The organism is Escherichia sp. 94.0001, from assembly GCF_013369155.2.
GTDB classification, from domain to species: Bacteria; Pseudomonadota; Gammaproteobacteria; order Enterobacterales; family Enterobacteriaceae; genus Escherichia; species Escherichia coli_F.
Map to the genome: position 1 here is coordinate 1 of NZ_JABWMS020000061.1, position 26,793 is coordinate 26,793.

The 26,793-nt window shown below is 51.5% G+C and carries 19 protein-coding genes, 4 pseudogenes and 1 other annotated feature; of the genes and pseudogenes, 4 read left to right on the top strand and 19 right to left on the bottom strand.

Annotated elements, in window-relative coordinates:
• The 6 genes from HEN33_RS19840 to HEN33_RS19865 form a co-directional block, all read right to left on the bottom strand.
• Positions 1-346 (bottom strand): DUF932 domain-containing protein (locus HEN33_RS19840; protein ID WP_122988510.1); only part of this gene is annotated, 346 nt, incomplete at its 3' end.
• Positions 347-685: 339 nt separating this feature from the next.
• Complete coding sequence (locus HEN33_RS19845; protein ID WP_000102669.1) at positions 686-1,756, bottom strand: patatin-like phospholipase family protein; 1,071 nt, start codon at positions 1,754-1,756, stop codon at positions 686-688.
• Entirely contained in the window at positions 1,753-2,658 is a 906-nt protein-coding gene (locus tag HEN33_RS19850) for a diguanylate cyclase regulator RdcB family protein (RefSeq protein WP_000203541.1), read from the bottom strand. The genes HEN33_RS19845 and HEN33_RS19850 overlap by 4 nt, the downstream gene beginning before the upstream one ends.
• Positions 2,655-5,039: a dynamin family protein gene (locus HEN33_RS19855; protein WP_000544679.1), complete on the bottom strand. Its 2,385-nt coding sequence runs from the start codon at positions 5,037-5,039 to the stop codon at positions 2,655-2,657. The genes HEN33_RS19850 and HEN33_RS19855 overlap by 4 nt, the downstream gene beginning before the upstream one ends.
• A gap of 110 nt (positions 5,040-5,149) precedes the next feature.
• Positions 5,150-7,999 (bottom strand): calcium-binding autotransporter Cah, encoded by a 2,850-nt coding sequence (gene cah / locus HEN33_RS19860; RefSeq protein WP_045892045.1) that lies wholly within the window; start codon positions 7,997-7,999, stop codon positions 5,150-5,152.
• Positions 8,000-8,357: 358 nt separating this feature from the next.
• Positions 8,358-9,230, bottom strand: a complete 873-nt coding sequence (locus HEN33_RS19865; RefSeq protein ID WP_032254045.1) for a GTPase family protein — start codon at positions 9,228-9,230, stop codon at positions 8,358-8,360.
• 328 nt (positions 9,231-9,558) lie between these two features.
• Here HEN33_RS19865 and HEN33_RS19870 point away from each other — a divergent pair, with 328 nt between their 5' ends.
• Complete coding sequence (locus tag HEN33_RS19870) at positions 9,559-9,741, top strand: hypothetical protein (protein WP_000282125.1); 183 nt, start codon at positions 9,559-9,561, stop codon at positions 9,739-9,741.
• A gap of 228 nt (positions 9,742-9,969) precedes the next feature.
• Here the strand turns inward: HEN33_RS19870 and HEN33_RS26435 are convergent.
• Together HEN33_RS26435 and tnpA are read right to left on the bottom strand one after the other, a co-directional pair.
• Positions 9,970-10,044: pseudogene (locus tag HEN33_RS26435) on the bottom strand (IS66 family insertion sequence element accessory protein TnpB); the annotation flags it as partial.
• Positions 10,041-10,466, bottom strand: a complete 426-nt coding sequence (gene tnpA / locus HEN33_RS19875) for an IS66-like element accessory protein TnpA (RefSeq protein WP_000422760.1) — start codon at positions 10,464-10,466, stop codon at positions 10,041-10,043. The pseudogene HEN33_RS26435 and the gene tnpA, both read right to left, overlap by 4 nt.
• A gap of 86 nt (positions 10,467-10,552) precedes the next feature.
• Here tnpA and HEN33_RS19880 point away from each other — a divergent pair.
• Positions 10,553-10,768, top strand: a pseudogene (locus tag HEN33_RS19880) (integrase core domain-containing protein); the annotation flags it as partial.
• Positions 10,769-11,025: 257 nt separating this feature from the next.
• Here HEN33_RS19880 and iutA read toward each other — a convergent pair.
• The 5 genes from iutA to iucA are packed head-to-tail and all read right to left on the bottom strand — an operon-like array spanning position 11,026 to position 18,975.
• The gene (gene iutA, locus HEN33_RS19885; RefSeq protein ID WP_072165247.1) at positions 11,026-13,221 is read right to left on the bottom strand and encodes a ferric aerobactin receptor IutA; all 2,196 of its coding nucleotides are present in this window, start codon (positions 13,219-13,221) and stop codon (positions 11,026-11,028) included.
• 5 nt (positions 13,222-13,226) lie between these two features.
• Positions 13,227-14,564 carry an NADPH-dependent L-lysine N(6)-monooxygenase IucD gene (gene iucD, locus HEN33_RS19890; RefSeq protein ID WP_000750139.1) on the bottom strand — a complete coding sequence of 446 codons (1,338 nt, stop codon included), beginning with the start codon at positions 14,562-14,564 and terminating at the stop codon, positions 13,227-13,229.
• Entirely contained in the window at positions 14,561-16,303 is a 1,743-nt protein-coding gene (gene iucC / locus HEN33_RS19895) for an NIS family aerobactin synthetase IucC (protein WP_001015709.1), read from the bottom strand. Before iucC ends, iucD begins: the two co-directional genes overlap by 4 nt.
• The gene (gene iucB, locus HEN33_RS19900; RefSeq protein ID WP_001287497.1) at positions 16,303-17,250 is read right to left on the bottom strand and encodes a N(6)-hydroxylysine O-acetyltransferase IucB; all 948 of its coding nucleotides are present in this window, start codon (positions 17,248-17,250) and stop codon (positions 16,303-16,305) included. Before iucB ends, iucC begins: the two co-directional genes overlap by 1 nt.
• Positions 17,251-18,975 carry an aerobactin synthase IucA gene (gene iucA / locus HEN33_RS19905; RefSeq protein ID WP_001299620.1) on the bottom strand — a complete coding sequence of 575 codons (1,725 nt, stop codon included), beginning with the start codon at positions 18,973-18,975 and terminating at the stop codon, positions 17,251-17,253.
• Positions 18,976-19,110: 135 nt separating this feature from the next.
• On the opposite strand from iucA, the gene HEN33_RS19910 reads away from it, so the two are divergent.
• Positions 19,111-20,304: an MFS transporter gene (locus tag HEN33_RS19910; RefSeq protein ID WP_000074481.1), complete on the top strand. Its 1,194-nt coding sequence runs from the start codon at positions 19,111-19,113 to the stop codon at positions 20,302-20,304.
• Between the two features lie 385 nt (positions 20,305-20,689).
• Positions 20,690-21,687 (top strand): annotated as a pseudogene (locus HEN33_RS19915) (IS3 family transposase); the annotation flags it as partial.
• Positions 20,755-20,871: a sequence feature (AL1L pseudoknot), on the top strand. (Overlaps the previous pseudogene by 117 nt.)
• A 42-nt stretch (positions 21,688-21,729) precedes the next feature.
• Here the strand turns inward: HEN33_RS19915 and HEN33_RS19920 are convergent.
• The 6 genes and pseudogenes from HEN33_RS19920 to HEN33_RS19945 form a co-directional block, all read right to left on the bottom strand.
• Positions 21,730-22,069: pseudogene (locus tag HEN33_RS19920) on the bottom strand (helix-turn-helix domain-containing protein); the annotation flags it as partial.
• 315 nt (positions 22,070-22,384) lie between these two features.
• Positions 22,385-23,029 (bottom strand): hypothetical protein, encoded by a 645-nt coding sequence (locus tag HEN33_RS19925; protein WP_001333354.1) that lies wholly within the window; start codon positions 23,027-23,029, stop codon positions 22,385-22,387.
• Positions 23,030-23,049: 20 nt separating this feature from the next.
• Positions 23,050-23,319 carry a PerC family transcriptional regulator gene (locus HEN33_RS19930; protein WP_000226520.1) on the bottom strand — a complete coding sequence of 90 codons (270 nt, stop codon included), beginning with the start codon at positions 23,317-23,319 and terminating at the stop codon, positions 23,050-23,052.
• Positions 23,320-23,397: 78 nt separating this feature from the next.
• Positions 23,398-24,036: an IbrB-like domain-containing protein gene (locus HEN33_RS19935; protein ID WP_000502842.1), complete on the bottom strand. Its 639-nt coding sequence runs from the start codon at positions 24,034-24,036 to the stop codon at positions 23,398-23,400.
• Positions 24,021-25,253: a phosphoadenosine phosphosulfate reductase gene (locus HEN33_RS19940; protein WP_001285508.1), complete on the bottom strand. Its 1,233-nt coding sequence runs from the start codon at positions 25,251-25,253 to the stop codon at positions 24,021-24,023. The genes HEN33_RS19935 and HEN33_RS19940 overlap by 16 nt, the downstream gene beginning before the upstream one ends.
• A 500-nt stretch (positions 25,254-25,753) precedes the next feature.
• Positions 25,754-26,793, bottom strand: a 1,040-nt coding sequence (locus HEN33_RS19945) for an AAA domain-containing protein (RefSeq protein ID WP_242460309.1), incomplete at its 5' end; no start/stop codon positions are given.

The following is a 26,793-nucleotide window of genomic DNA, read 5'->3' on the forward strand; positions in this document are numbered from 1 at the left end:
GTAACATCTGGTAGCTGGATGAACCGTCATGGGAGTTGAGCAGAATAATTTCAGGGACATGCTGACCGGTTATCTGTCCGGCCCGCCGCAGACGCAGCATGTGTTTTGTGTATTCCCGGCGGCTCTGGTCGCGCACGCGGGTCTGGCAGGCAAAGAACGGCTGAAAGCCTTCCTGCTGCAGATTTTCCAGGACGGTGATAGTGGGAATGTACGCATAGTGTTCACTGCGAGAGGTATGTCGGTTTTCCCCAAAAATACTCGGTACATGGCGCATCAGTTCTTCGTGTGTCAGCGGACGATCACGACGTATCTGGTTCGCATAACCAAAACGACTGGCTAATCTCATGATTTGCTCCTTATGAATGATTAAGCGATATAAATGAAAAAGCCGCGTCTCCCGGAGAAGACGCGGCCTGATGGGTGAAATGAATGAGGTTTATTGTCTGAGAAGCCCTTCACTGGCGAACCACGTATTAAGCTGTATTCCGGCATCGCCAGTGCAACTGACCTTCAGCATTGCGGATAACCCGCCGGAAATATGTTCACTGGTTGTTTTTGTATCTTCCCCCAAAATTAAATAAATTCATCTTAACCATCACCCAGATAATATATATCTGAAAATATTTTCAATAACACCAGACAGGAAAAACACCACCACAGGCGGTGGCGTTTCTTTGGGGCGTCTTTATTTAATCCGGGCCATCGCGTTTCTCAGTGCCAAATCTGCCTCTTCCGTTATATCCAGGCTTTTCTGCAATACCGCCTCTGACCGGGTCAGTGCCTGACGTGCTGCCAGCGGTTTCCGGATATGCTCCATCGCCAGCATCGTGTCTTCATAGCCCTGCTGACGCCAGGCGTCGGTATGTGCCGATGTAAAACTGAGCAGACCGCCGCTGTTGCCACCATCACCTGCATATTTCAGCCTTTTCCGGGGACGGATCTCAAGGATTGTGGTGTCCGGAAAAGCCTGGCGATCCCATAAAGAACCGTCACTCAGATGCGTCACAATCACCATATTGCATCCGGCATCGACCAGAGGCGTCACAGGGGTATTTCCCTGCATATTTCGCCATCCTCCCATACCACCATCACCGAACATTGTCCCCTGAACCTCACGGGGACGGAACAGCAGGGGCAGCGCGGCTGACGCAAGCAGAGCCTCTTTCTGCTGTCCGCGGGGCAGGCTCTGGATATGCTGAAAAACGGCGTTTTTCGTGGTTCCGACACCCAGTTCAGCACGAATGCAGTCAATAATATCCTGCATGCCCCCTTCTGTGGGGTACAGCGACACATACAGCGGTAGCCCGTCTGCCAGAGCATCAGTATCAAGATAATGATCCATCAGCGCTGTCAGGGGCTCATCTGACAACAACGGCTGAGCCATCAGATTGTCAAACCCGTTGATTGTCGATATATGGCGAAGAAGCGTCGTAAGCAGTGCTCCTGCACGTCCGGGGATCTGGCAGAGGTTCATTGCCTGGAACAATTTTTTCAGCAATGAAAAGTAAACCAATCTGTTTACCGACAGCACCTGATTATTCCCCAGATGCTCCCAGAGCGCCTCCAGGCGTACGGCAGCTTCTGACAGATCGGGAGAGGCCGCGATAATGGCACCATTGAATGCGCCAATGCTGGTCCCTGAAACCATGCTGATCTGTGTACCACACTCTGCCAGTGCCTTAACCACTCCCGCCTGATAAGCGCCCACCGCCCCGCCACCGGACAGCACCAGCCCCGTTTTCATTTCTGTACTCATGCAGCCCCCTTCTGAAATATTTCATCGACCATACTTTCAGAGAGGCGTTCTGCAGAGCAGAGGCGAGGCATGCGAACCGGTAAGTGTTCTGCAGCCTGCGTGGTTGACCAGATCACCGGATGCTGCTCTTCACTGCACCAGTCTCCCAGCCAGTTAATCGCGTCATGCCACTCGTTATCTGCCTGCTCCCGGCCCTGACCACCAAGCCAGTCCAGAGTGTTCAGACGCACGGTTGCACTACCGCCACTCTCCTGTGCCATCTGCGTTAATGCTTTATGTCTGAGAATATCCAGTAGCTGGTTAACCTGGCCTGTTTCGCCCTGACGTATCACATCACCAAACGCGCCCCAGCGAAGCTCTTCAAGTGCCACATAACAACGTCCGGCAGGGGAAAATGACGCATATCGCCCGGCGCTCCACCATGAGAATATCTGCTCAAGATGTAACTGCGCCCGCTGAACCTGGTCAACACGGTGGAGTTTTTCTTCAAGATGATTCAGTTTATGGTGAACCTGATCGGCCAGGGTGAGTAACTGCTCCCGCGTATCTGCGGAATAATGCGCCAGCCTGGCTGTATCACTGACCAGTGAACTGACCCTGTCGTTTACCCGGGTAATCGCGTAGTTTGTGGTGGCAAGTGACGTTGTCATCTCCGTCAGCCAGCGCAGGGACGCCTCAACGCCCTGTGCAAGCGACGCATTGATGGCATTCTGCCGTGCAGCGCCTTCGCCGGTCAGCCCCTCTTTTAAACGCCGGAAGAACGTGCGCTCTCCGGCCGTGCGGATATGCTCCTGTGCAACATCGATTCCGTTTGCGAAATCAACCACAAATTTTTCAGGAAGACAGGTGAGTACCTGACATACCCGGTTATCAGCAATTTGTTGAATAAATGGTGAAGTCACAGCATTGTCTCCAGCTCTTCCCTCAGCGCCTTACTGTCAGTAATGAGCTCAGGAACCCTTTCATTTAATGCCTGAAGTCGCCCGGTAAGCCGTTCCTGCGCCTGCTGATCGCGTTTATGATCTTCAGAGCTCTGAATCAGCGTGTTACGCAGTTGTTCAACTTTCTCCCTGAATGCGCAGAAAAAGGCATCGATTTCCTGGCGGACGGGCTGGTTAATATCCTGCTCAATGGATGCCTGCAGCTCCCCGAAATATGCCCGGGTCAGTGACATAACTTCCTCTCTGGCCTTGTTGATATTGATCACGCTGCGACTCACATCCTCGTCATAGTTTTCCCAGCCCAGGTCACTGGTGCCAAACCATCGACAAACGGTTCCCCATACGCCACTCTGCCGACGGCGACGGGTGACGGTCTCCGTTCTTTCCTCCATAAGCGCACTCAGATTTATTTTTACCGCGAGCCGGGTCTGTAACTGGCTGACTGCCGGAAAACTGATTTTTACGGTAAAGCCCTCATCCTCCAGGCGGGCATTGATGCGACCGGCAATGTTTTCTGTGGCGTACAGGGCCGTGCCACGAAAACCTGTTTCAATCCCGCTGACGATTTTCTCCAGCTCAGGCCGGAACTGTGCTTCAGCCTCACGGTGCAGGCTGGTCACGGTCGATTCGATTTGCGTCATCAGTTCAAGGGCTGCCCTGCGATCACTGAATTTTATTTCGGGGCTGTCCGGATCAAAGTCCCGCATCCTGTCATGCTGATTTCCGGTTCCGAAAATATCGTGAAAGAAAGCGAATGCGTTTCTCTCCCGGGGCTGCGCTGAATTTTCTTCCTCCAGCATTTGCTGTTCTTTGCGTTTACCGCTTCTGAAATAGTCGTTCAGCTCCTCCTCCAGTGAGGCACAGACCTTCGTCAGTAATTCCCCGGTTTTGGTATTGATGTCCTCCATGGCCATTCTGACATCACCGGTCACCTGATTCTGACATTCCTCAATCTCCTGGATATCCGCCAGCAGGCTGGTAATATGCGCCTGTAGTGACTGAATGCTTTGCTGCAGCCCCTGATGACGTAATGACAGATATTCGCTGACATTTTCTGCATTCTGCATCAGTTTTGCGGCGGCAGAGTCAACCGCCAGTGCCGCCGCTCTGGAATGGGAGCTCTGTATGACTTCCGTTATCAGTTGATCGATCAGAGATATATTCCAGAGTTTTTCTGCCTTTTTATTTACCTTAGTGCTGTCTTTCCAGTCGTCCTCTTCCACCATAGGTCCGAAAGCTTCCCTGATAAAATCATCGACCCAGGCTTCATCAACCGGAAGCGCACCGTTTTTTCGTAACTCATGAAGCGCACGGTTAGCCAGGTACGCCTGACGTGATGAGCCGGGATAAACGCGGGAGGCGGGCAGCACATCGCTGTTCAGCATTGCTGGCACCTTCTGGCGTACGGCATCCGCACCATCACCATTGCGATCTTTTTCATCGAATTTATTGACCAGCACAAACAGACGACCGGCTGAGACGTCAGCAATGGCATTAAGCTCTTTACGAACCTCCTCATCGGCTTTCGAGTTCATCTGGGTGTAATCCATCACCGCCAGCACCGCAGAGGCTTTCTGTAGTTGATCCCGCATCATCATTTCCATCTGTGGTTGTCCGGCTTCATTAGGGCCGGGGGTATCCAGCAGTGTGAGTGTTCCCTGACATGCATCCATTCCCACCAGGTGGCTGAACGCCACGTCGATCACCGGTAGTTTCTGCACTTCTGCGTATTCGTCAAAAGGAAATTCAGTCCCCATTGCCGCAGCAAGACGAACCAGGTCATTTAACGATGCCAGTCCGGTAAAGATTTCGTCTTCCCCGTGGTATTCATTTTTAAGCCAGACATCATCCGCCAGAATATCCAGTAGTTCGCGGGTATCCCCGGTTTGCTGCAGGGACTGTGCGACTTGCTGCCCTGCCGGGGTGGCGAGTTTTTCCTGCAGTGTGATTAATAAATTGCGGACGGGCTGAATATGTTCCAGATGGAGGACCGGTTCCGTTTTTCCGGGAACGTGGCGGATCAATGTCGGTACCGAGGTCATGGGGCGGTTACGGTTGGGCAGAATTTCCTGCCCCACAATGGCGTTGATGGTGGTTGATTTGCCCGCCTTCATCGTGCCGACCACAGCCAGCACCATCTCCCTGCGGGCGGTTTTGATTTGTTCGCCCTCCAGCTCCTCAATTCTTTTCAGCGCTTTCCGTTTATCAAAAAGCAGCCCGTTTTCGTTCTTACTGTCAGATAACACATCCGGCTCATCAACCATTTGCCGGAGCAGATTGATATTCAGTTGCAAAAGCCGGTCGGCTTCATCACAAAGCAGGGCGATGTTCTTTTCGTGCATCATTCACCTTTATAAATTCAATAATTCAGAACTGCGGTGAACAGCAATGAGCGTCCTTTCCCATTACTGCATGAATTTTCCTGAAATCGTATTTCCGGGATACCGTATAATCAGAAAGTCATATTCAGCGTAGCCTGACCGTTATAGCCTTCAGCGCTGCTGCCGCTGACGCTGTGGGCATAACCGGCCTGAACGCCCAGGGTGATATTTTCCCGGATACGGGCTTCCAGTCCGGCCTGCAGGTCCAGTGACGTGCCATTCCGGGACGGTGAGAACGTCATGTTACTGCCGGCTGCGGCTGTCCCCATGCTCATGTCACCCCGGGAGCTGAAGGTGCGGATAACAGAAGGCTGTACCCACCAGTTCACCGGCAGTTCACTCACACTGTGTTTTGCACTGTCGCGCAGGGTGTCACGGGATGAGGTGCCTTCACCAAAGGTCATATCGTTGTGGCTGCCCAGACGGAAACCGGCACGCACATGTTGTGCACTGCCATGCCCGAACTTCACATAACCGGCGTTATCCTGGCCGTCATCCAGGGAGAGTCCCTGCCAGGTGTACTGCAGTTGTGGCTCCAGCATCAGATTGTCAGTGATACTGAAGGGCAGACCGGTTTCCAGTGAGCCCAGCCAGCCCCAGCCCCGGGCGCGGAAGTCGTTATTGTCCGATGACGCTTTCATGCTGTGACGGGTTCCCTGGGCCACAATGTCAGCCCACAGGCCGGAGGATGTGTGTACCAGATTCAGGTATCCGCCCAGACTGCCGGCATCATCCCGGACCGTGCCGGCGCGGGAACCGTCATCATCCTTAACATCAACGGAAGAATGGCCTGCAGCACCATACACCCCTGTCGTCAGAGACATACCGGCAACCTCTGTTCTGAGCAGGTCACCCTCCAGACGGACGAAGCCATAGCTGCCGCTGCTTTCCGGCGTGGCTCCACGGGCAATACCGCCGTTGTTATCGTGACCGAGATGACCGCCCTGAATGCTGAGACGGACGCTGTTATTTTCACCGTTTACACCGGTCTGATGGCTGCGGGAGCCTGCCAGAATCCGGTCATAGTCCATTGCCTGTGTCAACATGGATGTATACAGGGGGACTTCAGCACGATAAGCATTTTCACTGCGCAGGTACCAGTCTTCATCGCTGTCACGGTTCAGGGTGTAGTTAAAGGCGCCGGCCTGAAGCGGGCGACTCAGGGCAAACGCACCTTCTTCTGTGGTGGCGCCATTCTGTGCATCCACAACCCGGATACCCTGTCCGGTGGTTGCCACCCCGAGGTTGCTGTTTCCGACATTTGTAAACGCAAGCCAGGTTTTGCCGGTTGCCTGACCACCATTAATCACCAGCTGCTCAGAGGCATTGCTGCCATCAAGGCGAACACGCATATTGATGGTGCCGCCCTGGCCGGTGAGGTTCGTGGTGGTCAGTTTATGGAACGTTACCGGGGAGTTACTTTTTGCAACAGCACGGCTCAGCGCGGCATTCGGTGTCGTCTGATTATCAAAGCGAATCTCCCCTGCGTTAACAATATCGCCGGTACTGACCACATCACCATTCAGTACCATACTGGCGCCTTTACTGAGCTGTGTTCTGCCACTCAGACTTCCCCCGGCAGCCAGCGTCAGTGTTCCACGATGTCCGACAGTGGTGTTGCCAGCCTGTCCCCCGGCATTAACCGTAAAGCTGCCGCCATTTTCCAGCAGCAGGCCGCTGGCCTGACCGGATGTGCCATCAATACTGAACTTACCGCTGGCATTGGTCCCCTCAACAGTGGCACCACTGTCTGCAATCAGGGCACCACCGGATGTCATGGTGACATCTGTTACCTTACCACCGGCAGACACTGCCAGGGTACCGCCGTCATCCACCAGGGTATTCTGCGCTGAATGGCCTTCCAGTACATCCAGGCGACCGCCATTTTCCAGAACGACGTTATCTGCCATGCCATTTCCCACGGAGAAATGCCCCAGACGGTTTGTGCCGGTGACAGTTGCAGCAGTACTGGTAACCAGTGCACCGCCCGTGTTCTGGGTGACTGCAGTGGCTTCCCCGCCGGCATGTACCCTCAGTTCACCGTTCTGATTTATGGTGGTGTTACCGACAGCACCACCTGCCTTAACAACCTGCCAGCCCCCCTCGTTAATTACCGTGTTCAGCGCAAGTCCGTCCTTGTGCACATACTGGTAACCGCCATTCAGTGTGGTATCCAGCGCATGCCCGTGTACCGTCTGGTCACCACCTGCGTAAATGAGGGTATCCCGGGCCACCCCTGAAGACCAGATAACCTGCCGCCCATTTTTGTTGATGGTGGTGGATTCAGCTGTTCCCCCGACCATCTGACCGCTGGATACATTTTCAGAATCCGGGCCGCCTTCTGCGCCGGTGTTGATGATGGTTCCTGTTGCCAGCCCGCCACTTTTAACGCTCTGGTAACCGTCGCGGTTGATAATTGTACCGGTGGCAACCCCGCCCTCATGCACCCACTGCTCGCCTCTGTTATTCAGTGTGGTGTTCACCGCCAGTCCGTTCAGGCTCTGTCCCCCGCCGTCACGAATAACCGTATCACTGGCTGTTCCCCCCTCCAGCACGACCTGACGACCATTTGTGGTGACAGTGGTGTTTCCGGCTATCCCGCCATTCTGTATCCATTGCCCACCGGTGTTTTCTTCACTGTCCGGCCCCAGTTCCAGCCCGGTACTGATGGTCATTCCGTTGGCCGTACCGAAGACAATCTGGTTGTCATGATTTGTCAGTGTTCCATCGTTCACGGTTTCTCCCGCCTGTACAACCTTGTCAGCAGCCAGTGCCGGGACTGATGTGACAGCAGCAAGAGACAGCGCAACCGCCACACCGGCGCGTTTTCCCCGTGAGCGGGCCAGTTCGGAGGCCACCACCAGGGTGCCCGTAATGTGATTCCATACCAGCCTGTAGCTGGTGTTCAGATGTCGTTTCATCAGCTTTTCCTTACAGAGGGTGAATAAAAAAGCCGGTACCCACAAAAGTGGATACCGGCAGGTACAAAACAGAGTTATCGGGCACAGCGATACGTCCCGGGCGTAAACGCTCTCCCCCTTCATCAGACAGAGAAGTATCAGTCTGTTGTGTGCAATTCCGTTCTGCATGATGAAGAGATTCAGCTGCCTTTTCGCAGGCCATTAACCACTATAAACGATCGATACCTGTTTTATCGATCGTTTTATTCTATTAACAGTAGAGCAGTCACGCAAGAGAAACAGGAGGGGCATGAGGTGTTTGTATCATGTTTTCAGTTGGTTAACGCAATGTAATCAGACATTTCCCCTGGCAGACTGTTCAGAAGAAAATCCAGTTCCATACCGCGCGGGCAACAGAGACCACCGTGTCACGGACGGCACGCAGAACTGTGCGTGCAACAAAGGCAACACAGACGCTCTCCACCGTGTCAAATATCCGGTCCACCGCACCGGTAAACTGTTCACGGGCCTGCCCCCGGACAGATTCCGTGCACAGCTCGTCCTGCAGGCGGGTCATCAGGGGACTGGCGGCATGGTCGGGAAGCGCTGTCATGAGCGCACTGACCAGCGTATCCAGTTCCCAGCCGGTGCGGGCCGATACGGCAACAACCGGATGTACGGGCCGGAACAGCCGGAATACCGCATCTGTTTTTTCGCGAATGTTCTGTTCCTGTGCGGGAGAAGGCTGAATACCTGCCATATCCCATTCATGGCAGGGCTCTGTTTTGTCGGCCTGCGTCACCACAAACAGCACCTGCTGATGTCCCCGGTGCAGTATGTGTCGCCAGAAATACTCATCCACAGACAGGGCACGGTCATCGGCTTTAATCAGCCACAGTACCAGGTCCAGTTCAGGCAGAATGTCACGGTACAGGGCTTCATACTCTGCATCCCTGTCCCGGCTCTCGCCCACCCCGGGCAGGTCAGTGATAACCATGCTGTGACCATGGCCACTCAGACGGAAGCGCCGCACTTCCCGGGTGCCGGCGTGAACATCACTGACCGGGGTGACCTCCCCCTGAAACAGTGCATTACAGAGTGAGGATTTACCGGCCCCGCTTTTACCCATAATGCCAATCACGGGTTCGTGACTGGTGAGTTTGCGCAGATGTTCCAGGATGTGACGGGAAAGCGAGTAAGGCAGGGAGGAGAGCGGTTTTTCAATTGCCTCAATGGCATCAGACGGATTCATACATGTATTCCCGGTGAAAAAAGACAAAACCCCGCGCACCGGAAAGGTGGCGGGGGATTCACAACGATAATATCTGTCTGAAATTATTTAGGATGCAGGTATCTTCTGATAATCATACATCCCGAATTTTGTTCTTAATAGTTGAGTAGTGGTATTTGGTTTCCCTGAGAGAATATAAAGGTGAATCATGCTGCATTGAGTTTGATTCAATTTGTACTGAGACAAGTATCTTCATGATTATAATCAAAAGTTGGGTGGATTGGTCTGGCGCTCATCATTTTTTCGAATAAACTCACTAATTATTGCCCCCCCCAAAGGAGATGATTTCATGTATAATTGTGGTGAATCATATTCAGAATACGACATATCATTATCTGACGATGAAAACTATGACGATGACTATTATCGTGAACGCCCGTGTCCGGGAGAAGTTTTCGGCTATGATAATACTGAGGATAATGATGAGGCGGCATCTGATTATGCATTAAAAATAAATGAAAACTCTGATTAATACGGGGGTAGCTGATAATAAGACAATCAATGACAGATATTAATGAATAAACATAATCAGGCGCTCAATACTTGGTTTAATCTGGGCGCCTGATTAAAATCTGAGGAAACATATAATAATTTTCATCAAAATAGTATTTATGTACTAACTAAGCTGGATTTGAACCTCTATTTCTGGGTATTTGTTATCACTTAATCCATTACTGCTCCTCCTTCAGCATATGTCGTATCCGTTGAAGGATTTACGCATATCGGTAACGTCGGCAACGAGCCAGATGCGGGTACCTGACGGGAGTGAGATCATCGTCCCCTCCCGGTCAGTTCACGGATCAACAGCGTGAGCAGCTCTGGCGATGGATTTTCCAGCGTCATGTTACCGTGACGGAACTCCACCTTGCAGGAGCCGGCACTGACACTGGTCTGAGTGGAAGTGGATAAAGACGGCGCAATGGCCGCCACCGGTTCTTTCTGCTCATCCGGCGTTATTTCTACAGGTAATAATTCAACGCCAGTGTCAGAAGAGGTCGTTACCTGAAGACGCCGTGATATACGCCCTTCGTTCTGCCAGAGCCTGAGCCATTTGAACAGGAGGTTATCATTGATATCGTGTTCCCGGGCAATACGGGCAACAGAGGCTCCTGGTTGTGATGCCAGTTCCACCATACGAAGTTTGAATTCATTCGAATAGTTTTTACGAGGTTCTTTTCGCCAGTCCTGTAATTCCATACTTAGATGTCCGTCTATATCAGATGGGCGTCTAAGTTACCAATTTTCGTCTGATGGCTACATACGGCGGTCAGTTTACGCTTACTGACAACTCGATGGCGGAGAGCATCAATGGTCTTTACAAAGCGGAGGTAATACACCGTAAGAGCTGGAAAAACCGTGCAGAAGTGGAACTGGCCACACTCACGTGGGTGGACTGGTATAACAATCGACGATTGCTGGAAAGGCTGGGCCATATCCCACCGGCAGAAGCAGAAAAAGCTTATTATGCTTCCATCGGAAACGATGATCTGGCAGCCTGAGTTCACAGATAAAACACTCTCCAGGAAACCCGGGGCGGTTCACTTGTAAGGTTAGTTTTCAGACGGACAATGAAATGAGGATATGCGATAAATTTCAGTCAAAGATCCATAAAACAGACATATTGTTATTCAGTGGTGAACAGTCCATTCCGGAGACGGAATATCTTGTTAAGGCTGTATATTATACTGGCTGTAAACAACATGGCCACCAAGGACCATGTTGTTTACAGCATACCCTTGTTGCAAAAGAATCCCCGTCAGAACAGCACTGAGTAGTTCAGACCAAAGGTTCGGCCCCGGCCTTTGTAGTCGTACAGTGAAGCAGGGCCGTAACCCGGGCTGTAGTACAGAGGTGCACGCTGTCCCCAGACAGTGGTATAGTCACGGTCGAAGAGGTTCTCAACGCTGAAGCTGAGTGTTCCCACCGGAAGCAGCCAACTACTGATAAAATCGACGGTAGTGTAACCATTAATATCGTTACCCTCTGCATCGCTTACGTCGAAAGAAGTGGTGCTCTGCACACGCAGACTCCACGGTTCCGGCGCCCAGCTAATGTAAGCTGTCGCTTTCGATGGACTTGATTCCTTCACGTCATATTTTTGCCATTGACCGTTCACTTTCGACTCGGTTTTCAGCACATTGAAGTTCACACCGGTACTCCAGTCAGTATCCGGGATCAGGTAGTCCACCGCACCTTCCACGCCGTAAATACGGCGCCTGTCGTCCTTCACACTGATGGTCAGATCTTTATTCCTTTCCACGCTCTTATTGGAAAGCGAGTAATATGCTGCGATTTGAGTCCGCAGGTTGTCACCGGTAAAGCGCCAGCCCAGTTCATAAGAATCGACTTTCACGCCTTCCAGCTTACTGTCGCTGACGTTCACGCTCTTTGTCAGGGGAAGATGGCCGTTCACTGCTGCACCATAGATGCCGCGACCATAATATTTCCCCGGATCCGGCAATGCCACCCCCTGGGAAAAATTGAACCATGCCTGCTGACGTTCGGTGATGTGCATCAGCAGACCAGCATTGAACAGAAAGTTATCGTAATCTACCGAACCACCAGGAATGGCGTCGGCAGATATCGCCTTCCCGGCAGCAATCTTCTGTTGCTGCGTGTAGTCGATAAAATCATCTACCCTGTTCTCAGTATACTGATAGCGTACGCCACCGCTGACGGTAAAAATATCATTAATGTCATAGCTGGATTGCAGGAAGGCCGCCAGATTGGTGATGTCATATGACGGATAGCGCCCGGTGGTGTAAATCTTATGGTTGTTCAGCCCTCCGGAAGCACTTGCCTGAGCCAGATCGAAGAACATCTGGTTGGAGGTAAAGCGCTCATGCTCAGCATCCAGCCCCCAGGTGATTTGCCAGCCGTCCATCAGTTGGCTGTTCAGAGTCAGTTTCATGCCGTACTGGTCGGTATCCTGCTGTGACGAGGAGAAAGCCGTCGCCTGTTTATTCGCATTTACCGTCGGGAACGGGTAGAACCGCAACGACTCATCGCGGTAGTAAACCTGACCGACCAGTTCCTGTCTCAGGAAATCACTGTCAGAGTACTGCAGGCTGATCAAATGCCGCTCAGTGCCGGGAATGCGGTCAGAATTCAGCCCCTTACTGACGTATGGTGTGCTGCTCCCGCTGATGGCGGAAAAGCCTTTCCCGAGATTAAGCCCGTAATTGTCGTCCCCCTGACTTTTATAGTACTGCGTTATCAGTTGAAGCTGCCGGGATTCATCGATGTTCAGCGTACCGGTTCCCATGATGTCCAGCCGATTGGAGTGCTGCAGGCCGGTCTGGGTGTTATCAAGCAGGGTGGCATCGCCGTTACCGTCAAACCAGCCGCCAAATTTCTGATATGCCACGGAAAGACGTCCGGAGATATGGTCATTTCCGCCGGAGACAGCACCGGCAATGCGCTCATCGTGATCTTTACTGCTGTTAAAGCCACTTTTTGTGCCAGCCTCAAACTCCATCATGGTTTCCGGCTGGCCTTTTTTGGTCACGATGTTGATCAACCCTCCGGTACTCCCGCCACCGTACAGGGCCGTCGCGCCGGAGATCACTTCAATATGGTCGATATTAAAAGGATCGACAGAGTCCAGTTGTCGGCTGTCGGAACGTGAAGAGTTGAGGCGCACACCGTCAATCAGGACAACCAGCGGGCGGCCACGCATGTTCATACCGTAGTTGGTTCGGCTCTGGCTGCTGACATCAAGGCCGGGGATTAACTGAGCCAGTGCGTCTTTCAGCTCTTTACCGCCCTGAATCTGCTGCTCCAGTTCGGCATTTTCGATAACCCAGGTGGTTTGCGTCATCTCCGCTACAGTTCGATTGCTGCGGCTGGCAGACACTATGATCTCATTATCATCGTTTTGCTGGGCGACAGCTGGTGACAGCACGACAAGAAGCAGCGGACCAAGAGCCCGGGGCATATACTTTTTGCGCATCATCGTTATTCCTGAATATTTGTTGTATAGTGAGTTAAAGCAGCAGCCTCCGGCTGCGGTTTTTTCCGGCTGCCGCTGCGCCACTGAATCAGTGCGGGCGGCATACTGAGATCGAATAAATCACGCCCCAGTACGCGATTAAGAATACGTGCAGATCTCCAGGCCATCAGGCTGAGCTGGGGTTCGGCGATGCCATGAGTTTGCATGCTGGCGTTGACCGCAAAGATGTTATTTTCTTTCGGGCCACTCCATTCCAGAGTGAAGTCATCACGCACTTTAAAGGTGTTCTTATCGTGCATGGTGATCAAGGGCATCAGTGAGGGAAGTATTTGTGGCAATGCAGAACGGTAACCTGTGGCGAAAATCACCACATCACTTTCCAGGCTCTCTCTGCCCCGATCCAGATGATGTTCCATCAATAACTTCCAGCCCGGACCACTACTTTCCAGAGTTGTTACCGAGCGGCTGGGTAGCAGACGGATATTTCTTGGTTTTCTCAGAACTTCAAAACGGTGGTACAACTCACGATAAATGGTCAGTAAAGAATCGGCAGTGATGCCATCCGATGTCATTTTCTGCTCATCCAGTAACTGATGGCGAATATCTTCCTTCAGTCCGGAGAAGCCTGAAATATATTCAGGTGTAAAATACTCATCAGCAAAAGCAGCCTCATCCAGTGCGTTAAAATTATTACGCCGTGAGACCCAGTTTATTTCCGCCGCTTCTCCCCATTCCCCGCGTAATGCATTAAGGAACAGGTCTGCACCACTCTGTCCTCCACCAACCACAGTTATCCGTTTTCCACTCAGGTCCGGCCGACGAAGATTCATTTCACTGGCATGGAAACAGGATTGTGTCACATGCTTCACACAGGGTGGTAAATAAGGTTGTTTTCCTGTACCAAGGCAGATATTGCGGGCAAAATATTCTCCCCGACTGGTCTGAACCAGAAACAATCGACTTTTTTTGTCGAAATCAATATTTTCAACGGTATGACTGAAATACAGGTTATTCATATCTTCAGCAGCCCAGCGGAGATAGTCAGAAAACTCTTCACGGGATACTGTACGTAGTCTGCTTGTAAGGAAGCGATAGAACTTTTTGTGCTTCACCAGATAGTTAACAAAGCTGTAGGGATTTGTAGGTGCAACTGCACTGACCAGATCTTTCAGAAAGACAGTCTGCATATGACAATCCGGTACCAGCATACCCGGATGCCAGGAAAAATGAGGATGTTCGTCAAAGAAGAGACAGTTCAGTTCTTCGATCTGATGTGACAATGCAGCAATACTGAGATTAAATGGCCCTGTCCCGACACCAATAAAATCGACACTTTTTTTCATGATTCATATTCCTGAGTTACCAGCCACAGCGGATTTTGCAGATTCTCAAGGTAATTCGGCAGCATGCGACTGCCGCCATCCTGGTCCGGCCAGGTCAGTTTTACCGGGTTCAGCACCACGCGAATGATTTGTGGCCTGAAGAGTGAGAAAAGCGCAAAACGCTCTGACATTTGTGGATGTTTGTTCATGTAATCACTCAACACTGCTGCCAGCAGTTGATAAAATCGCCTTTCAGGTACGCCAAGACGAACCATCAGTGGCGAAATAAAACGCAGTACTGTCACGAAGTGACCCGTCTGCAAATCATGGATTAAGTAGTCCGCACTCAGACGGGATGTGACATCACGCACCTCCTGAGGCAAAGAGTCCATTTCGGGAAACGCTTCTTTCACCAGCCGCATATCGCCCTGGAAGTCTTTCAGCAGAACACGCTGTGGTACCCCCTCTTTCATGGCGAGCGTTATATTTTGTCCGTGTGCAATAAGCGCGACACCGTAGCGGCAAAGCAGGTGATACAGCGGAACCACAACCACCCGGAACAATTGCGTAAGCCAGGTTTCAGCGTCCAGTCCGGAGCGGTCGATATATGCGCCTGCCAGCGGCTGATTGTTTTCGTCGCACTCCATCAGTGTTGCCATCAGAACCGGACTTTCATCCGGTTTCAGCCAGCGGCACGGATTCTCCCGCCAGATAACACCAAGCATTTCCTGGTAGCGATAGGGAGCCCGGGCAAGCGCGGCATAGCCTTCATGGGACACATAGCCTGCAGCCGGTTCACCAAGGATCACTGCGCCGCTTTGCACCAGGGTGGCGTCGGTCGCAAAAACCTGTTGCAGCCAGCGTGAAGCCAGTGGTCCGGCAGCGATATATCTGCCAGGGATCCCCCGGTAGCATGAGGTGTTGTAGATGGTCAGCGGCAGCTTGATATCCAGCCCTCCCCGGCGGCTGGCGTTGGTCAGGGTACGCAGCGACTGCTGGGCGAGCCACTGGTCGCCAAACTCGCCGAGAGACACCATCCTGCCTTCGGCAAAATCAGCGATGAAGTCGGTGGCGATTTTTTGCTGCCACTGCCACGGATGTACCGGCAGCGGCAGCCAGTTGTGATCCAGCCCGTTTTCCTGCCAGACCTGACTGAAGCGTGTAAACTCCTGCGGATCCATTGCGGCAGTCAACAACTGCTGAATATCCAGATCGTTGTCGCAGCGCCAGATCATATGTTCACGTTTTACCGCCAGCCAGTGCAGTCTGAAGGTGTTGGCATACTCTGGCGCATATCGTTCCAGCGCCTCTTTGCCCCAGCCACGGCGACCTTTATTAAAAACGAATTTAGGATGACCGCTCAGCAGGCATTGCAGACGATCGGCATCAAGATTAATCAGGTCACTGGCACTCAGTCCGCGACGGGCCTTCAGCAGTTGCAGGTCGCCCAGTAGCGTGGCATACAAATCCTGCATATGCTCTGCAACAGTGGCATCACTCATTGACAGCACCGGCTTTAGCTGCATCAGCAGCGTCTGCGCCAGTACTGGTTCGTCCGTGCAGCGCAACGTTTGGGCATCAATCCACAGCCAGCCCCAGATACCACGTTCAGCGATAAAGCGCCATTGTGCTCCCGGCAGGTTAATGCAGTAGTGGTCATCGCCCTGAGATTCCGCGTGGAAAACCTGCTCATACTCCATCTCAGACAACATTTTTGCCACCAGCCGACGGTTAACAAAATCCCAGTCCTTGTGATTCATTACAGACCGACCTCCGTGAAGAAGTGATGACGATCCGCCATCACCATGCGCGAGCGCTTATGTGGGAAGTCGAACTCTTTAATTGTCCGGTATCCCGCAGGCTCAAGATGGCGGAACAGGCGCTGGTTATCGGTGCGTGGCTCCAGTACTGTGCGCTGCGTACGGGGCTCATCCAGCAGCAGGTAATGTGTCAGCCCGCGCAGCCAGCTTTGCACATAGTGGGCCCCGCGCCATTGCTGTTCACCAACCAGCAGATGCAGGCCACGGTCAAAGGGCTGCCACGAATAGTGACGACCAATGCGGTCTTCCGCCGCCCAGTAGATTTCAAAATAGCTGAATGGCCGATCGTCGAAGCACCCAATCAGCGGGAATGCATGTTTACCGGTGAGCTGGCGCTCCAGATAGGCGGTCTGTACCTCCAGTGAGCCACTTTGCTCCCAGAAATACTCAACGCGCGGATCATTCATCCAGCGGGTGAAACGTTCTGCATCAGAAACGGGATCGGCAATGCGGAAACTCAGCATCCTGCGAATACGTGGATCGTAACGGCGGTAAACCTCACCCTGCGGACGGGGTGGGCGCTGCGGGAAATAAATCTCACGCTCTGCATCAAAAACCATTTCACCGGAGGCCCGGTTTGCCGGTGAACTCAACCATAACGGTAACTGCCAGAAGGCGGTACGATGGATAATGTCGCTTTTTACCTGCCCAAAAAGCGTCAGCGCCTGTGGCTCCTCACACCATTCGGCCCAGGGGAGAGCCACTGCTGACAGTTGTGGTGCGGCGATAAATATCTGATCCAGCGCATCGCACAGCCACCCTGTCGGCAGCTCCCCGGGACAGTGCAACACCGCGCTATTGTCCAGTCCCCAGCCAAGATTCAGGGGCTTGTCGAGTTTTTCACAGCGCAGTCCATATCTGCTGTGAATAATGTTTGCCTCAGACATTCAGACCTCCTGAGCCTGCAGCGGGTTAGCGAAATCGAAATAGATCACCGAAGGGTCAACAATGGTGTTCTCGTTATGATCGTTCAGATAACAGAAAAAGTTACCTTTTACGTTCCAGTACGGACTTTCCAGCACGTAGTTGAGACAGGTTTTATGAGTCACCTGATCACGCACTTCAGCCAGCGATGCTCGTACACGAGCCATCAGATTCGATTCGCTGTCCAGCCCGGCAGCCCCCAGCGCAGCGGTCACAGCAAAAGTGGAGTTAACCAGCAGGTAATAAGGGAAATAGCGCAGCAACTGCTCATGGGTGAAAATATTTTCCGCCTGCGCCTCGCCAATAGAATCGAGCCAGTCTGTCGCGTGAGGCATAAAAGCGCTGCCCTGACAGTCACGGTAAATAAATCCGACCGGCAGATCCCCAAGCATCTGGACAAGAATATTTTGCTGATGCGCCAGCAGCACCAGGCCGTAATCCGCTTCAGCCGTAAACAGCGGCTTTAGCACTTGCTGACAGTATGCATCGACCCATGCATGGGCGGCCTGTTGCACAGTGATACCGAGGCGATCGCTCAGGCGTTTTACCGCCGAAACCAGCAGCGAATCACCGCCATCAGGTGCGGCCTGAGTCAGGGAGACCAGTACGTTGGTCTGGCTTTTCGGCTGATCCACCAGCAGATTTTCACGCAGGGCAAACAGACTTTCCTGCATGATGTTGCCGTTAAGATCGAGCAGCCCGGCCCAGCCATCCTCCTGCATTACCCGGAAAGTCGGGAAGCGGACCTGTAGCATCTGCCAGCCGTCGGTTTGAGCCAGGCGTGCCAGGCGCATCCCACGCTTCACTTCTTTCACGGACAGAGTACGGATGGAGTTGGTCAGCCGTACGCTCAGGGAGAACTTGATCATATCGCGGCTGGTGGCACAGTAGAGGGAACGGGAAGAGGTGGTCGGCAGCCACGACGTGCCGGCCTCACCTAAGTCTTTAATCAGCCCCTTAGCAACAAGTGCCTGGCACCACCCCTGCTGCAAAAGATATTCCCCCTGCCACGGGTGCAACGGGAACAGCCATTGGTTGTCACTTAATTCGTTGAGTAACTGAGGCGCATTCTCTGCGGCAAATCGCGTCAGCCGCTGTTGAAGGTTGAGATGCAAACTTTCACCGGCGATTTGCGTTTTATCCACCGAAAACCACCGCAGTGGGAAGTGGGGTGCCATATCAGGCAGGTAGCGTTCAGCCTCCCGCCGGTTAAACGGTTCATGAGACTTAGGCGCAGGGTGGAAAGCGTGTCCTGTCAGCAGCGCCTGCTCAGCTTCGCCAAAATTCAACGCTTTTTCACGCAGGGCGGTCCAGTCATGACGGGCATCAATTGCCTGTTGCGTATGGGCGTGGCTTTCCAGCACGCGCTGGTGGAAAGTTTCGCAGAGGGGAACGGGCAGAAACAGTTGATGCCGTAGCTTATCAATAATAAGCCGGGAGAGAGTGGTAAAGTCGACAGGATAACTGCCTGATGCCGTGACCAGACGTGCAGGAAATGCAAAGCGGTGATGCTGGGTTGGGGAGAAATAAGCCACTCTGAAATGGAGCGATTTCTGCTCATCCAGCGGGATGATCAATTCGTCTGGCGGGTATTCTGTCAGTTTCCAGTCTGTGGTTTCACGAATCAGTGCATTCAGGAAGCACTGCGCAGCCACATCTGTGGCTGGTTTTTCAGAGGGCAGGGTCATAGTCAAACAGCTCCCACACAGTAAAATAATAACAATTATGTCAATAATGATTCTCATTATCAATAAGAAATGTTATTGTCAGATAAATTAATTTTACAAATAAACACAATTAATACATGGAGTTGAAACATTAAAATGTCACCTGGGATCGAAGATACGCCCCAAAAACCACTGTCCTGCTGGCCACTTGCGTTCAGTGCCGGGCTTCTCGGTATCGGGCAGAACGGTCTGCTGGTTGTGCTCCCTGTTCTGGTCATACAGACAAATCTGAGTCTGTCTGTATGGGCTGCCCTGCTGATGCTTGGCTCAATGCTGTTTCTGCCATCGTCCCCGTGGTGGGGAAAGCAAATTTCCCGTACTGGCAGTAAACCTGTGGTGTTGTGGGCTCTGGGAGGATATGGCATAAGCTTTACCCTGCTAGGGCTGGGAAGCGTGCTGATGGCTACCAGCGCCATAACAACAGCGGTGGGACTGGGAATATTAATCATCGCCCGGATCGCCTACGGGCTGACCGTGTCGGCAATGGTGCCAGCCTGTCAGGTCTGGGCATTGCAGAGAGCAGGAGAAGGGAATCGCATGGCCGCTCTGGCAACCATCAGCTCCGGCCTGAGTTGCGGCAGGCTATTCGGGCCGCTGTGCGCGGCAGCAATGCTGGCCATTCATCCTCTGGCGCCACTGGGGCTGCTGATGGCAGCCCCAGTGCTGGCGCTGCTGATGCTGCTGCGGTTGCCCGGCACACCACCACAGCCCACACCGGAGCGCAAGAGCGTCAGTCTGAAGCGGGATTGTCTGCCTTATCTGCTTTGCGCAATATTACTGGCTGCGGCGGTGAGCATGATGCAGCTTGGACTTTCGCCTGCCCTTACTCGCCAGTTCGCCACGGATACCACCGCCATTAGCCAACAGGTGGCCTGGCTGTTGGGTCTGTCCGCAGTAGCTGCGCTTATCGCGCAGTTCGGGGTACTCCGTCCGCAGCGCCTGACTCCGGTGGCCCTGCTCCTGAGTGCCGGAGTGTTGATGAGTGGTGGTCTGGCTATCATGCTCTCCGAACAGCTATGGTTGTTTTACCCGGGCTGTGCAGTGCTGTCATTTGGAGCAGCTCTGGCAACCCCCGCTTATCAACTTCTACTGAATGATAAGCTGGCTGATGGCGCAGGCGCGGGCTGGCTCGCTACCAGTCACACACTTGGCTATGGACTGTGCGCTTTGCTGGTGCCGCTGGTATCGAAAACAGGTGTCGCAATCGCGCTGATTATGGCGGCATTATTTGCAACTATATTATTTACCATTGTGTCTGTATTTATCTGGCATTACCGTGCTATCAAATAAAGATATGATCATCACCTTACCGGAGTAACTCAGAGGATATGAGAGAGAACCTGCGTCTGATGAAAGCATGTCAGGCAGTAACACTGGCAAAAATGCACCGCATGGTACAGGGTATGTTCGGTATAAAACCGGCCGGTGTCACTTAAGTTGCATTGAAGTCATGCTGGTTGTGAGTGCAACATCACATGGCTCTGTCCGGATGCCTGCAGACAATGAGAACAGTGCGATTACTCATTGGGAATGAGATGAACGCATCCCCAACATTAGATCTGGGGCACCGTGATAAATAAAGGGGAAAATCAGAGAGGTGTCGAGCCTCGCAGATTTCCGGCATCATAGTGCCCAATACGGGATGCATAAAACTCTCTCAGAGTGGCGTTGACACCTGAAAGAGCTGGAGCGTGAAAATCGTGAACTGCGCCGCAGTAACGATATCCTTCGCCAGGCTTCCGCTTATTTTGCGAAGGCGGAGTTCGACCGCCTCTGGAAAAAATAATGCCGCTGCTGGATAAGCTGCGTGAGCAGTACGGGGTCGGACCGGTATGCAGTGAACTGCATATTGCCCCGTCAACGTATTACCACTGTCAGCAACAGCGACATCATCCGGATAAACGCAGTGCCCGTGCGCAGCACGATGACTGGCTGAAGAAAGAGATACAGCGCGTATACGATGAAAATCACCAGGTATACGGTGTGCGTAAAGTCTGGCGTCAGTTGTTACGGGAAGGTATCAGAGTGGCCAGATGTACAGTGGCGCGCCTCATGGCAGTTATGGGACTTGCCGGTGTTCTCCGGGGTAAAAAGGTCCGCACTACCGTCAGCCGGAAAGCCGTTGCCGCAGGCGACCGCGTAAACCGTCAGTTCGTGGCAGAACGACCTGACCAGCTGTGGGTGGCTGATTTTACTTACGTCAGCACATGGCAGGGCTTCGTCTATGTGGCGTTCATCATTGATGTGTTTGCCGGATACATTGTGGGGTGGCGGGTCTCATCGTCCATGGAGACGACATTCGTGCTGGATGCACTGGAGCAGGCGTTATGGGCCCGTCGACCGTCCGGCACGGTCCATCACAGTGATAAAGGTTCTCAGTATGTATCGCTGGCCTACACACAGCGGCTTAAGGAAGCCGGATTACTGGCATCAACAGGAAGTACAGGCGACTCGTATGACAACGCGATGGCGGAGAGCATCAATGGTCTTTACAAAGCGGAGGTAATACACCGTAAGAGCTGGAAAAACCGTGCAGAAGTGGAACTGGCCACACTCACGTGGGTGGACTGGTATAACAATCGACGATTGCTGGAAAGGCTGGGCCATATCCCACCGGCAGAAGCAGAAAAAGCTTATTATGCTTCCATCGGAAACGATGATCTGGCAGCCTGAGTTCACAGATAAAACACTCTCCAGGAAACCCGGGGCGGTTCAAACCTGATTCTGGAAAAGGACTTTGTGGATTGTTGCTATTGCCAGTGAGATTGAATGAAGTCGTTTTAACTCGCTTTGAATACGTCTTGCCCCCAGATTTCGCTGAGAACGTAACTCCAGAATCAGAGCGACTTCGCAAGTGCCGGTTTTCGTTGATGGTGAACGCTTGGGGCGACGGCTGTGGCTTTCCAGACCAGCGATGCCCTGAGCCAGATATCTGCGCCACCATTTTACGCAATGTGGGCCGAGAAATGCCACAGCGACGGCATACAAATCCCGCATCACCGGACGTTTCATAGAGTTTTACCCACTGTAGCCGCTGCTGAATTTCCCTGTTCATAATTTGGCATTAGTTCAGCTCAATCCCGACTTAAAAAGTCCCTACAGGATGTTCCGGACCTGAGGCACAGTTCATATCCTTATCCATAAAAAATTTAGCTATGTCTATAGCATTAATCTTGACAAGACGACGTTAGGGCCTGGCGATGAATCATTTCCCCTGCCAGATATCCTTTGGGGTGCACCAGAACTACCGTTTTATATCTATATAACTGAAACGTCCCTCGCCATCCTTCATATTTTGATGTAGTAACACCATTCACTTTCATCTACCCCCCGTTTTATTAACATATAGTAAAAATCACCTCGCCGCATTTTATTCTTTTGAAGTAAAATCATTTACCAGTTCACTTAAAGCTCTCTTTTGTTCATCATCATACAGAGATTGAATCCGGAATTTAATCTCTTCTGCAACCAGTCTTGCATCGGGCTCATAAAATATTTTTGTTATTCGCTGTTTCTGATGTTCAGGCTGGTCTTCCATATTTCGTAAAACCAGATGAAATAATATATCATAAAGTGCGCAATGCCATGAATAACCATCATTGGTTAAAATAAGCTCCCAAACCCGCTCCTGCTCGGCAATAAGCTGCAGAACAAAGGACTCAACCTGTTCTGTTTGTTCGGGGGCAACACGGTATAGCGGAGCAATCACAGCAAAAGATAGTTCATTTAACCAGGATTCCGCTTCCTTCTCGCTCCTGAACGGTGGACAGTTTTGTATTCTTCGTTCGTATTCACGGGTAATCTGCTCCAGAATATCCTCCGGCGGTGTCAGCCACTTATTCCTGAGCAATACACTGGTTGATGGATGACAGCTGGCTATTTCAGCAATAATTTCACGTAATGTCTCCGGGCTGAACTTCTTCAGCTGATTGTAGTGCTCCCGGGTAAAACCATGTTCATCGCATAAAAGTTGCCATGTCATTGATATACTGTTTGCCATTCCTTGCTTCATCATTAATACCTGTTACCTGAATATCAACAGACCGGTGTACCTTTTCTGAATACCTCCCCGGACGGAGTGGCAATCCCCATTCGCCTCAGCGTGGCATCTGCAGCTTTCGCCACCTCGCTGATATCCAGCGTTTCAGGTAGCGGCGGGGACGATATCTGCGCCAGACAATAATTCCGGCGCAACAACAACCACTCCCGTTGTGCTTCTGTACATTCAACATTTCCCATAACAAAAAGCCAGCGGTCAGAAGCTCTGCGCCAGCAACCAGCAGCCTCCAGTTTCTGCGCAACCATGTCTTCCACAACTTCCGGGGTACTCTTTTTCCTGCTCAAAACATTAACTCACTGAAATAATATACATATCTGACGGTCTCAGCGAACCGTCCATGCCGGGCTGAAATCCTCTTCCTGAAACAGCTCCGTCAGCCCGCTAATCTGTTTCAATCTGAGAACTTCATCCTGGTCCATACCCAGCTCCGTACCAATGCGTTCATTCGTCCAGCCCAGGCGCGACAGGTCCCTGACAATATCAGACATTGAGGTTATCTGATGTTTGCCCCTGGCCCGGTTATGTCGGATGGTCGCAGCAATACGTGAGGCCTGTCCCTTTCTCTCCGGATTAATACAGACCACCGGCAGCCAGCCCTTCAGACGTTTTCCCGTACCTGCTTCTCTGCCCAGCACCTGGCGATGAAAACCATCCACCACCAGGTAATGGTTCTTTTCCTCAGACACCACCACCGGTTGTGTGAAACCATCTTTCTCCAGTGACTGCTTCAGCAGTTTCTTCTCACCCGGCGCCATGACATTAGGATTGTAATCATTGGCCACCACCTCATCTGCTTTTACCCACAGCACACAGTCCACTGGCTCATGTGCAAAAGGACTGACTTCATGAAGCACTCTGCGCAGGTGATTAAGGGCCTGTATGGTCTCTTCTTCTGGTCGTTCCTGGCTGAAGTACTGACGAATCATGTTGCCAATTATCTCCGGTGTCACAGAATCCCCCATTCCTTCCTCCTTTCTTTCATACGCTGCAGATAACGTTCATAGTGCCGGGGTTTGTTCGGACTGAAGGAGAGGGTCCGGTACCAGAAATCATTCTTTATAAGTGTCTTACAGATACGCCGCCAGGACGGAATATCCCGGCTCCCCAGGTCATTCTCCTGTTCATCCGGGATGTCATCCGGGAAGCCCCGCGTCTGATACCAGCGCAGGTAGACAGCAATTTTATTACGGTAATGTTCTGCCGTTCTTTCCGGCATCACATCCAGCAGGAACATCGCATAGCTGCGCCAGGTATGATGGGCTGGTTTTGATATACGTTTACGCAGGGCAAAATAGGCACCGCTTTCATTGGCATAAAGCGCCCCGCTGGCAGCGCCTGACACCCGCTCACACATCCTGGCCCAGGTTTCCGGCTCCAGAACATGGTAAAGCCACAGCCCCTTACGTTGTTCAGGACCAAAAGGTTCACAGACACGCATGTTGCGTAACGGCACGTCGGCACGGTACATCAGGTCATACAGAGGATTGTAAATGGCACAAGCTCTGGCGTTATATATCCAGATATCGCGGGCTTTCCAGTCATACAACGGATACATGGTGTAATAAAACCCTTCAGGCGATGCCGTGGTCCAGGGCTTATCATCGGCATATCTCAGTTTGCGCTGAGACACCAGCCCCATAAAGCGATTGAGGGATTCATCCGCACGAACACCGGTCAGCACTGCCACTCCACACCGGTTACCGGCAAACCAGGAAGAAAATGCCGGAACAAATTCTTCAAACGTCATGGCATACCGGAAAAAGGGAAAATATGTCATATCCGTAATGGCCTCTTCCGGTGGCTGGCGAACCCAGGTCACTCCTGGCTCCCAGCATATCCACTCCGGCTGAAACTGCGAGACGCCGTTTACCGTGGTCAGGGGAAGTGCCACCCAGTAAAAGGTTTCCGTCACATCATGGTACATTTCCCGCATCTTCTGAATATGTTCAATGGTGCACCGATACTGGGCCTCCCAGTCAATGAACAGAACAGAGAAATGACGTTTTCTCCTGCGGGCCACCTCTGCCACAAGATGGAAAAGCACGGTGGAATCCTTTCCACCTGAAAAAGACAGACATACCGACGGAAATGTTTCAAAAATCCACTCAATGCGGGCGATTGCAGCACGCAAAACATTTTCTCCGGTAAGGATTTTTTCGGTTAAAAGCGTATCACTCATTTTCCTGGCTTTATGTCGAATAATTCTGTTTATACATTCAGGCAAACTTCATTAATAACTCACCGCTTTGGGGATAAATAATAACAACAAAAATCTTCAGATATTAACCTGGTTGTTGGATTTGTTATCACATCCTTTATCCACCTGCTTCTTACTGGTAACACACCTGGAAAATCCATGCATTTTCAACATATACTATCCTTTCAACTTGTAAATAAGAAAATATGATGCAGATGGTGAACAATTCAAATATCATTTTGCAGGAAGTATTCACTGTAATAGAATTACCCCCTGATAAAGTTTATTCACTAAGGAATTATTCAACAGAAACATTCCCTGTTAGCTTTGAGCAATAGCACTTATTTTTATATGTATCAGGAATACGTACGTTGATGTAACCAAAACAAAGAAGCCTGTGTCCATGGGGTTCGTACAATTGTGTGTGGCACATGACCAAATCAGGTTTGAGACCTCCCGCTGCAATATTTTTTATTCAGATTTTAGCCTGTCAGGCCTGACAGAAACGCTCCCAACTTCCCTTCTATATCACTGTCTATAGTACGTAATCTTAGCAATGGCAGGCCGCATTTCTTCAGTATACTGTTTTTAAGTTCATCACGTTCAGCCTGAACACTGGTCAGATGATAACCTCCATCCACTTCAATAACCCCTAATGGAGTCTTCCCGACCTTATAGTAAACAACAAAGTCACAACTGGCCCGGTTACGCATGAATAACTGTTCACGGTGTGTAAAATCCCCCCGCTCCAGCAACACCAACTGATTCAGCGCTATTTGTGAATGAAACATCATACTCCGATAACTATCCTGCGACAGGATATCCCGCAACAGGCAGGCCACAATCTGTTCTGACTTAAAGTGTGAATCATTTGAATTCAATCTACTATTCAGTCGTTCCAGTGATTTGTCATACTCACTGTACAGCAAATCAAATGCTGATATGACCGGGCTCTCGAAAATCTCTCCGTCATCAGCGTAGTATTTGATGTAACGAATCAGCGCCGCAATATGTCCAGCGTGGCGTTCAAATACATCATTACCAGTCACCAGCGTAAATTTATTTCGGGCCCTTGAAACAGCGACATTCACCAGTTCAGGATTATCAACAAACGCGATGTTCCGACTGTGCTGGCTGCTGCGCTTCTTATCCAGCACAGTGGAAAACACAATTTCATCGCACTCCCGTCCCTGAAATTTATGCACCGTCGATTTCACAAAATCAGCAGGCAGCACTTTTTCAGCCAGATTAACCTGTGCATTATATGGGGCAATGTATCCCCTGCTACTTTCTTCATCCCAGTAATGACCTTCCAGAGATTCAAGCTCCCTGAGATTTGAAAAATTACGGGTATGGTTTCCTTTTGCCGTGATGACCAGAGATAATGAGGCTTCACCGGAATCAACGTAAGCGTACAGCCTGAACCGTCTGGTCAGAATCTGACGAATTAGACAAAGTGGTGTCCACCAAATAAGTAGTGGGAACCAAAGTGTCAGATATGCAGAAAAATGTGACTCCCGGC

Coding starts and splice junctions, on each gene's coding strand:
- HEN33_RS19845 (WP_000102669.1), bottom strand. CDS start 1,756: ATGAGTACAGAAATGAAAACGGGGCTGGTGCTGTCCGGTGGCGGGGCG.
- HEN33_RS19855 (WP_000544679.1), bottom strand. CDS start 5,039: ATGCACGAAAAGAACATCGCCCTGCTTTGTGATGAAGCCGACCGGCTT.
- cah (WP_045892045.1), bottom strand. CDS start 7,999: ATGAAACGACATCTGAACACCAGCTACAGGCTGGTATGGAATCACATT.
- HEN33_RS19865 (WP_032254045.1), bottom strand. CDS start 9,230: ATGAATCCGTCTGATGCCATTGAGGCAATTGAAAAACCGCTCTCCTCC.
- HEN33_RS19870 (WP_000282125.1), top strand. CDS start 9,559: ATGTATAATTGTGGTGAATCATATTCAGAATACGACATATCATTATCT.
- tnpA (WP_000422760.1), bottom strand. CDS start 10,466: ATGGAATTACAGGACTGGCGAAAAGAACCTCGTAAAAACTATTCGAAT.
- iutA (WP_072165247.1), bottom strand. CDS start 13,221: ATGCGCAAAAAGTATATGCCCCGGGCTCTTGGTCCGCTGCTTCTTGTC.
- iucD (WP_000750139.1), bottom strand. CDS start 14,564: ATGAAAAAAAGTGTCGATTTTATTGGTGTCGGGACAGGGCCATTTAAT.
- iucC (WP_001015709.1), bottom strand. CDS start 16,303: ATGAATCACAAGGACTGGGATTTTGTTAACCGTCGGCTGGTGGCAAAA.
- iucB (WP_001287497.1), bottom strand. CDS start 17,250: ATGTCTGAGGCAAACATTATTCACAGCAGATATGGACTGCGCTGTGAA.
- iucA (WP_001299620.1), bottom strand. CDS start 18,975: ATGACCCTGCCCTCTGAAAAACCAGCCACAGATGTGGCTGCGCAGTGC.
- HEN33_RS19910 (WP_000074481.1), top strand. CDS start 19,111: ATGTCACCTGGGATCGAAGATACGCCCCAAAAACCACTGTCCTGCTGG.
- HEN33_RS19925 (WP_001333354.1), bottom strand. CDS start 23,029: ATGATGAAGCAAGGAATGGCAAACAGTATATCAATGACATGGCAACTT.
- HEN33_RS19930 (WP_000226520.1), bottom strand. CDS start 23,319: ATGGTTGCGCAGAAACTGGAGGCTGCTGGTTGCTGGCGCAGAGCTTCT.
- HEN33_RS19935 (WP_000502842.1), bottom strand. CDS start 24,036: ATGGGGGATTCTGTGACACCGGAGATAATTGGCAACATGATTCGTCAG.
- HEN33_RS19940 (WP_001285508.1), bottom strand. CDS start 25,253: ATGAGTGATACGCTTTTAACCGAAAAAATCCTTACCGGAGAAAATGTT.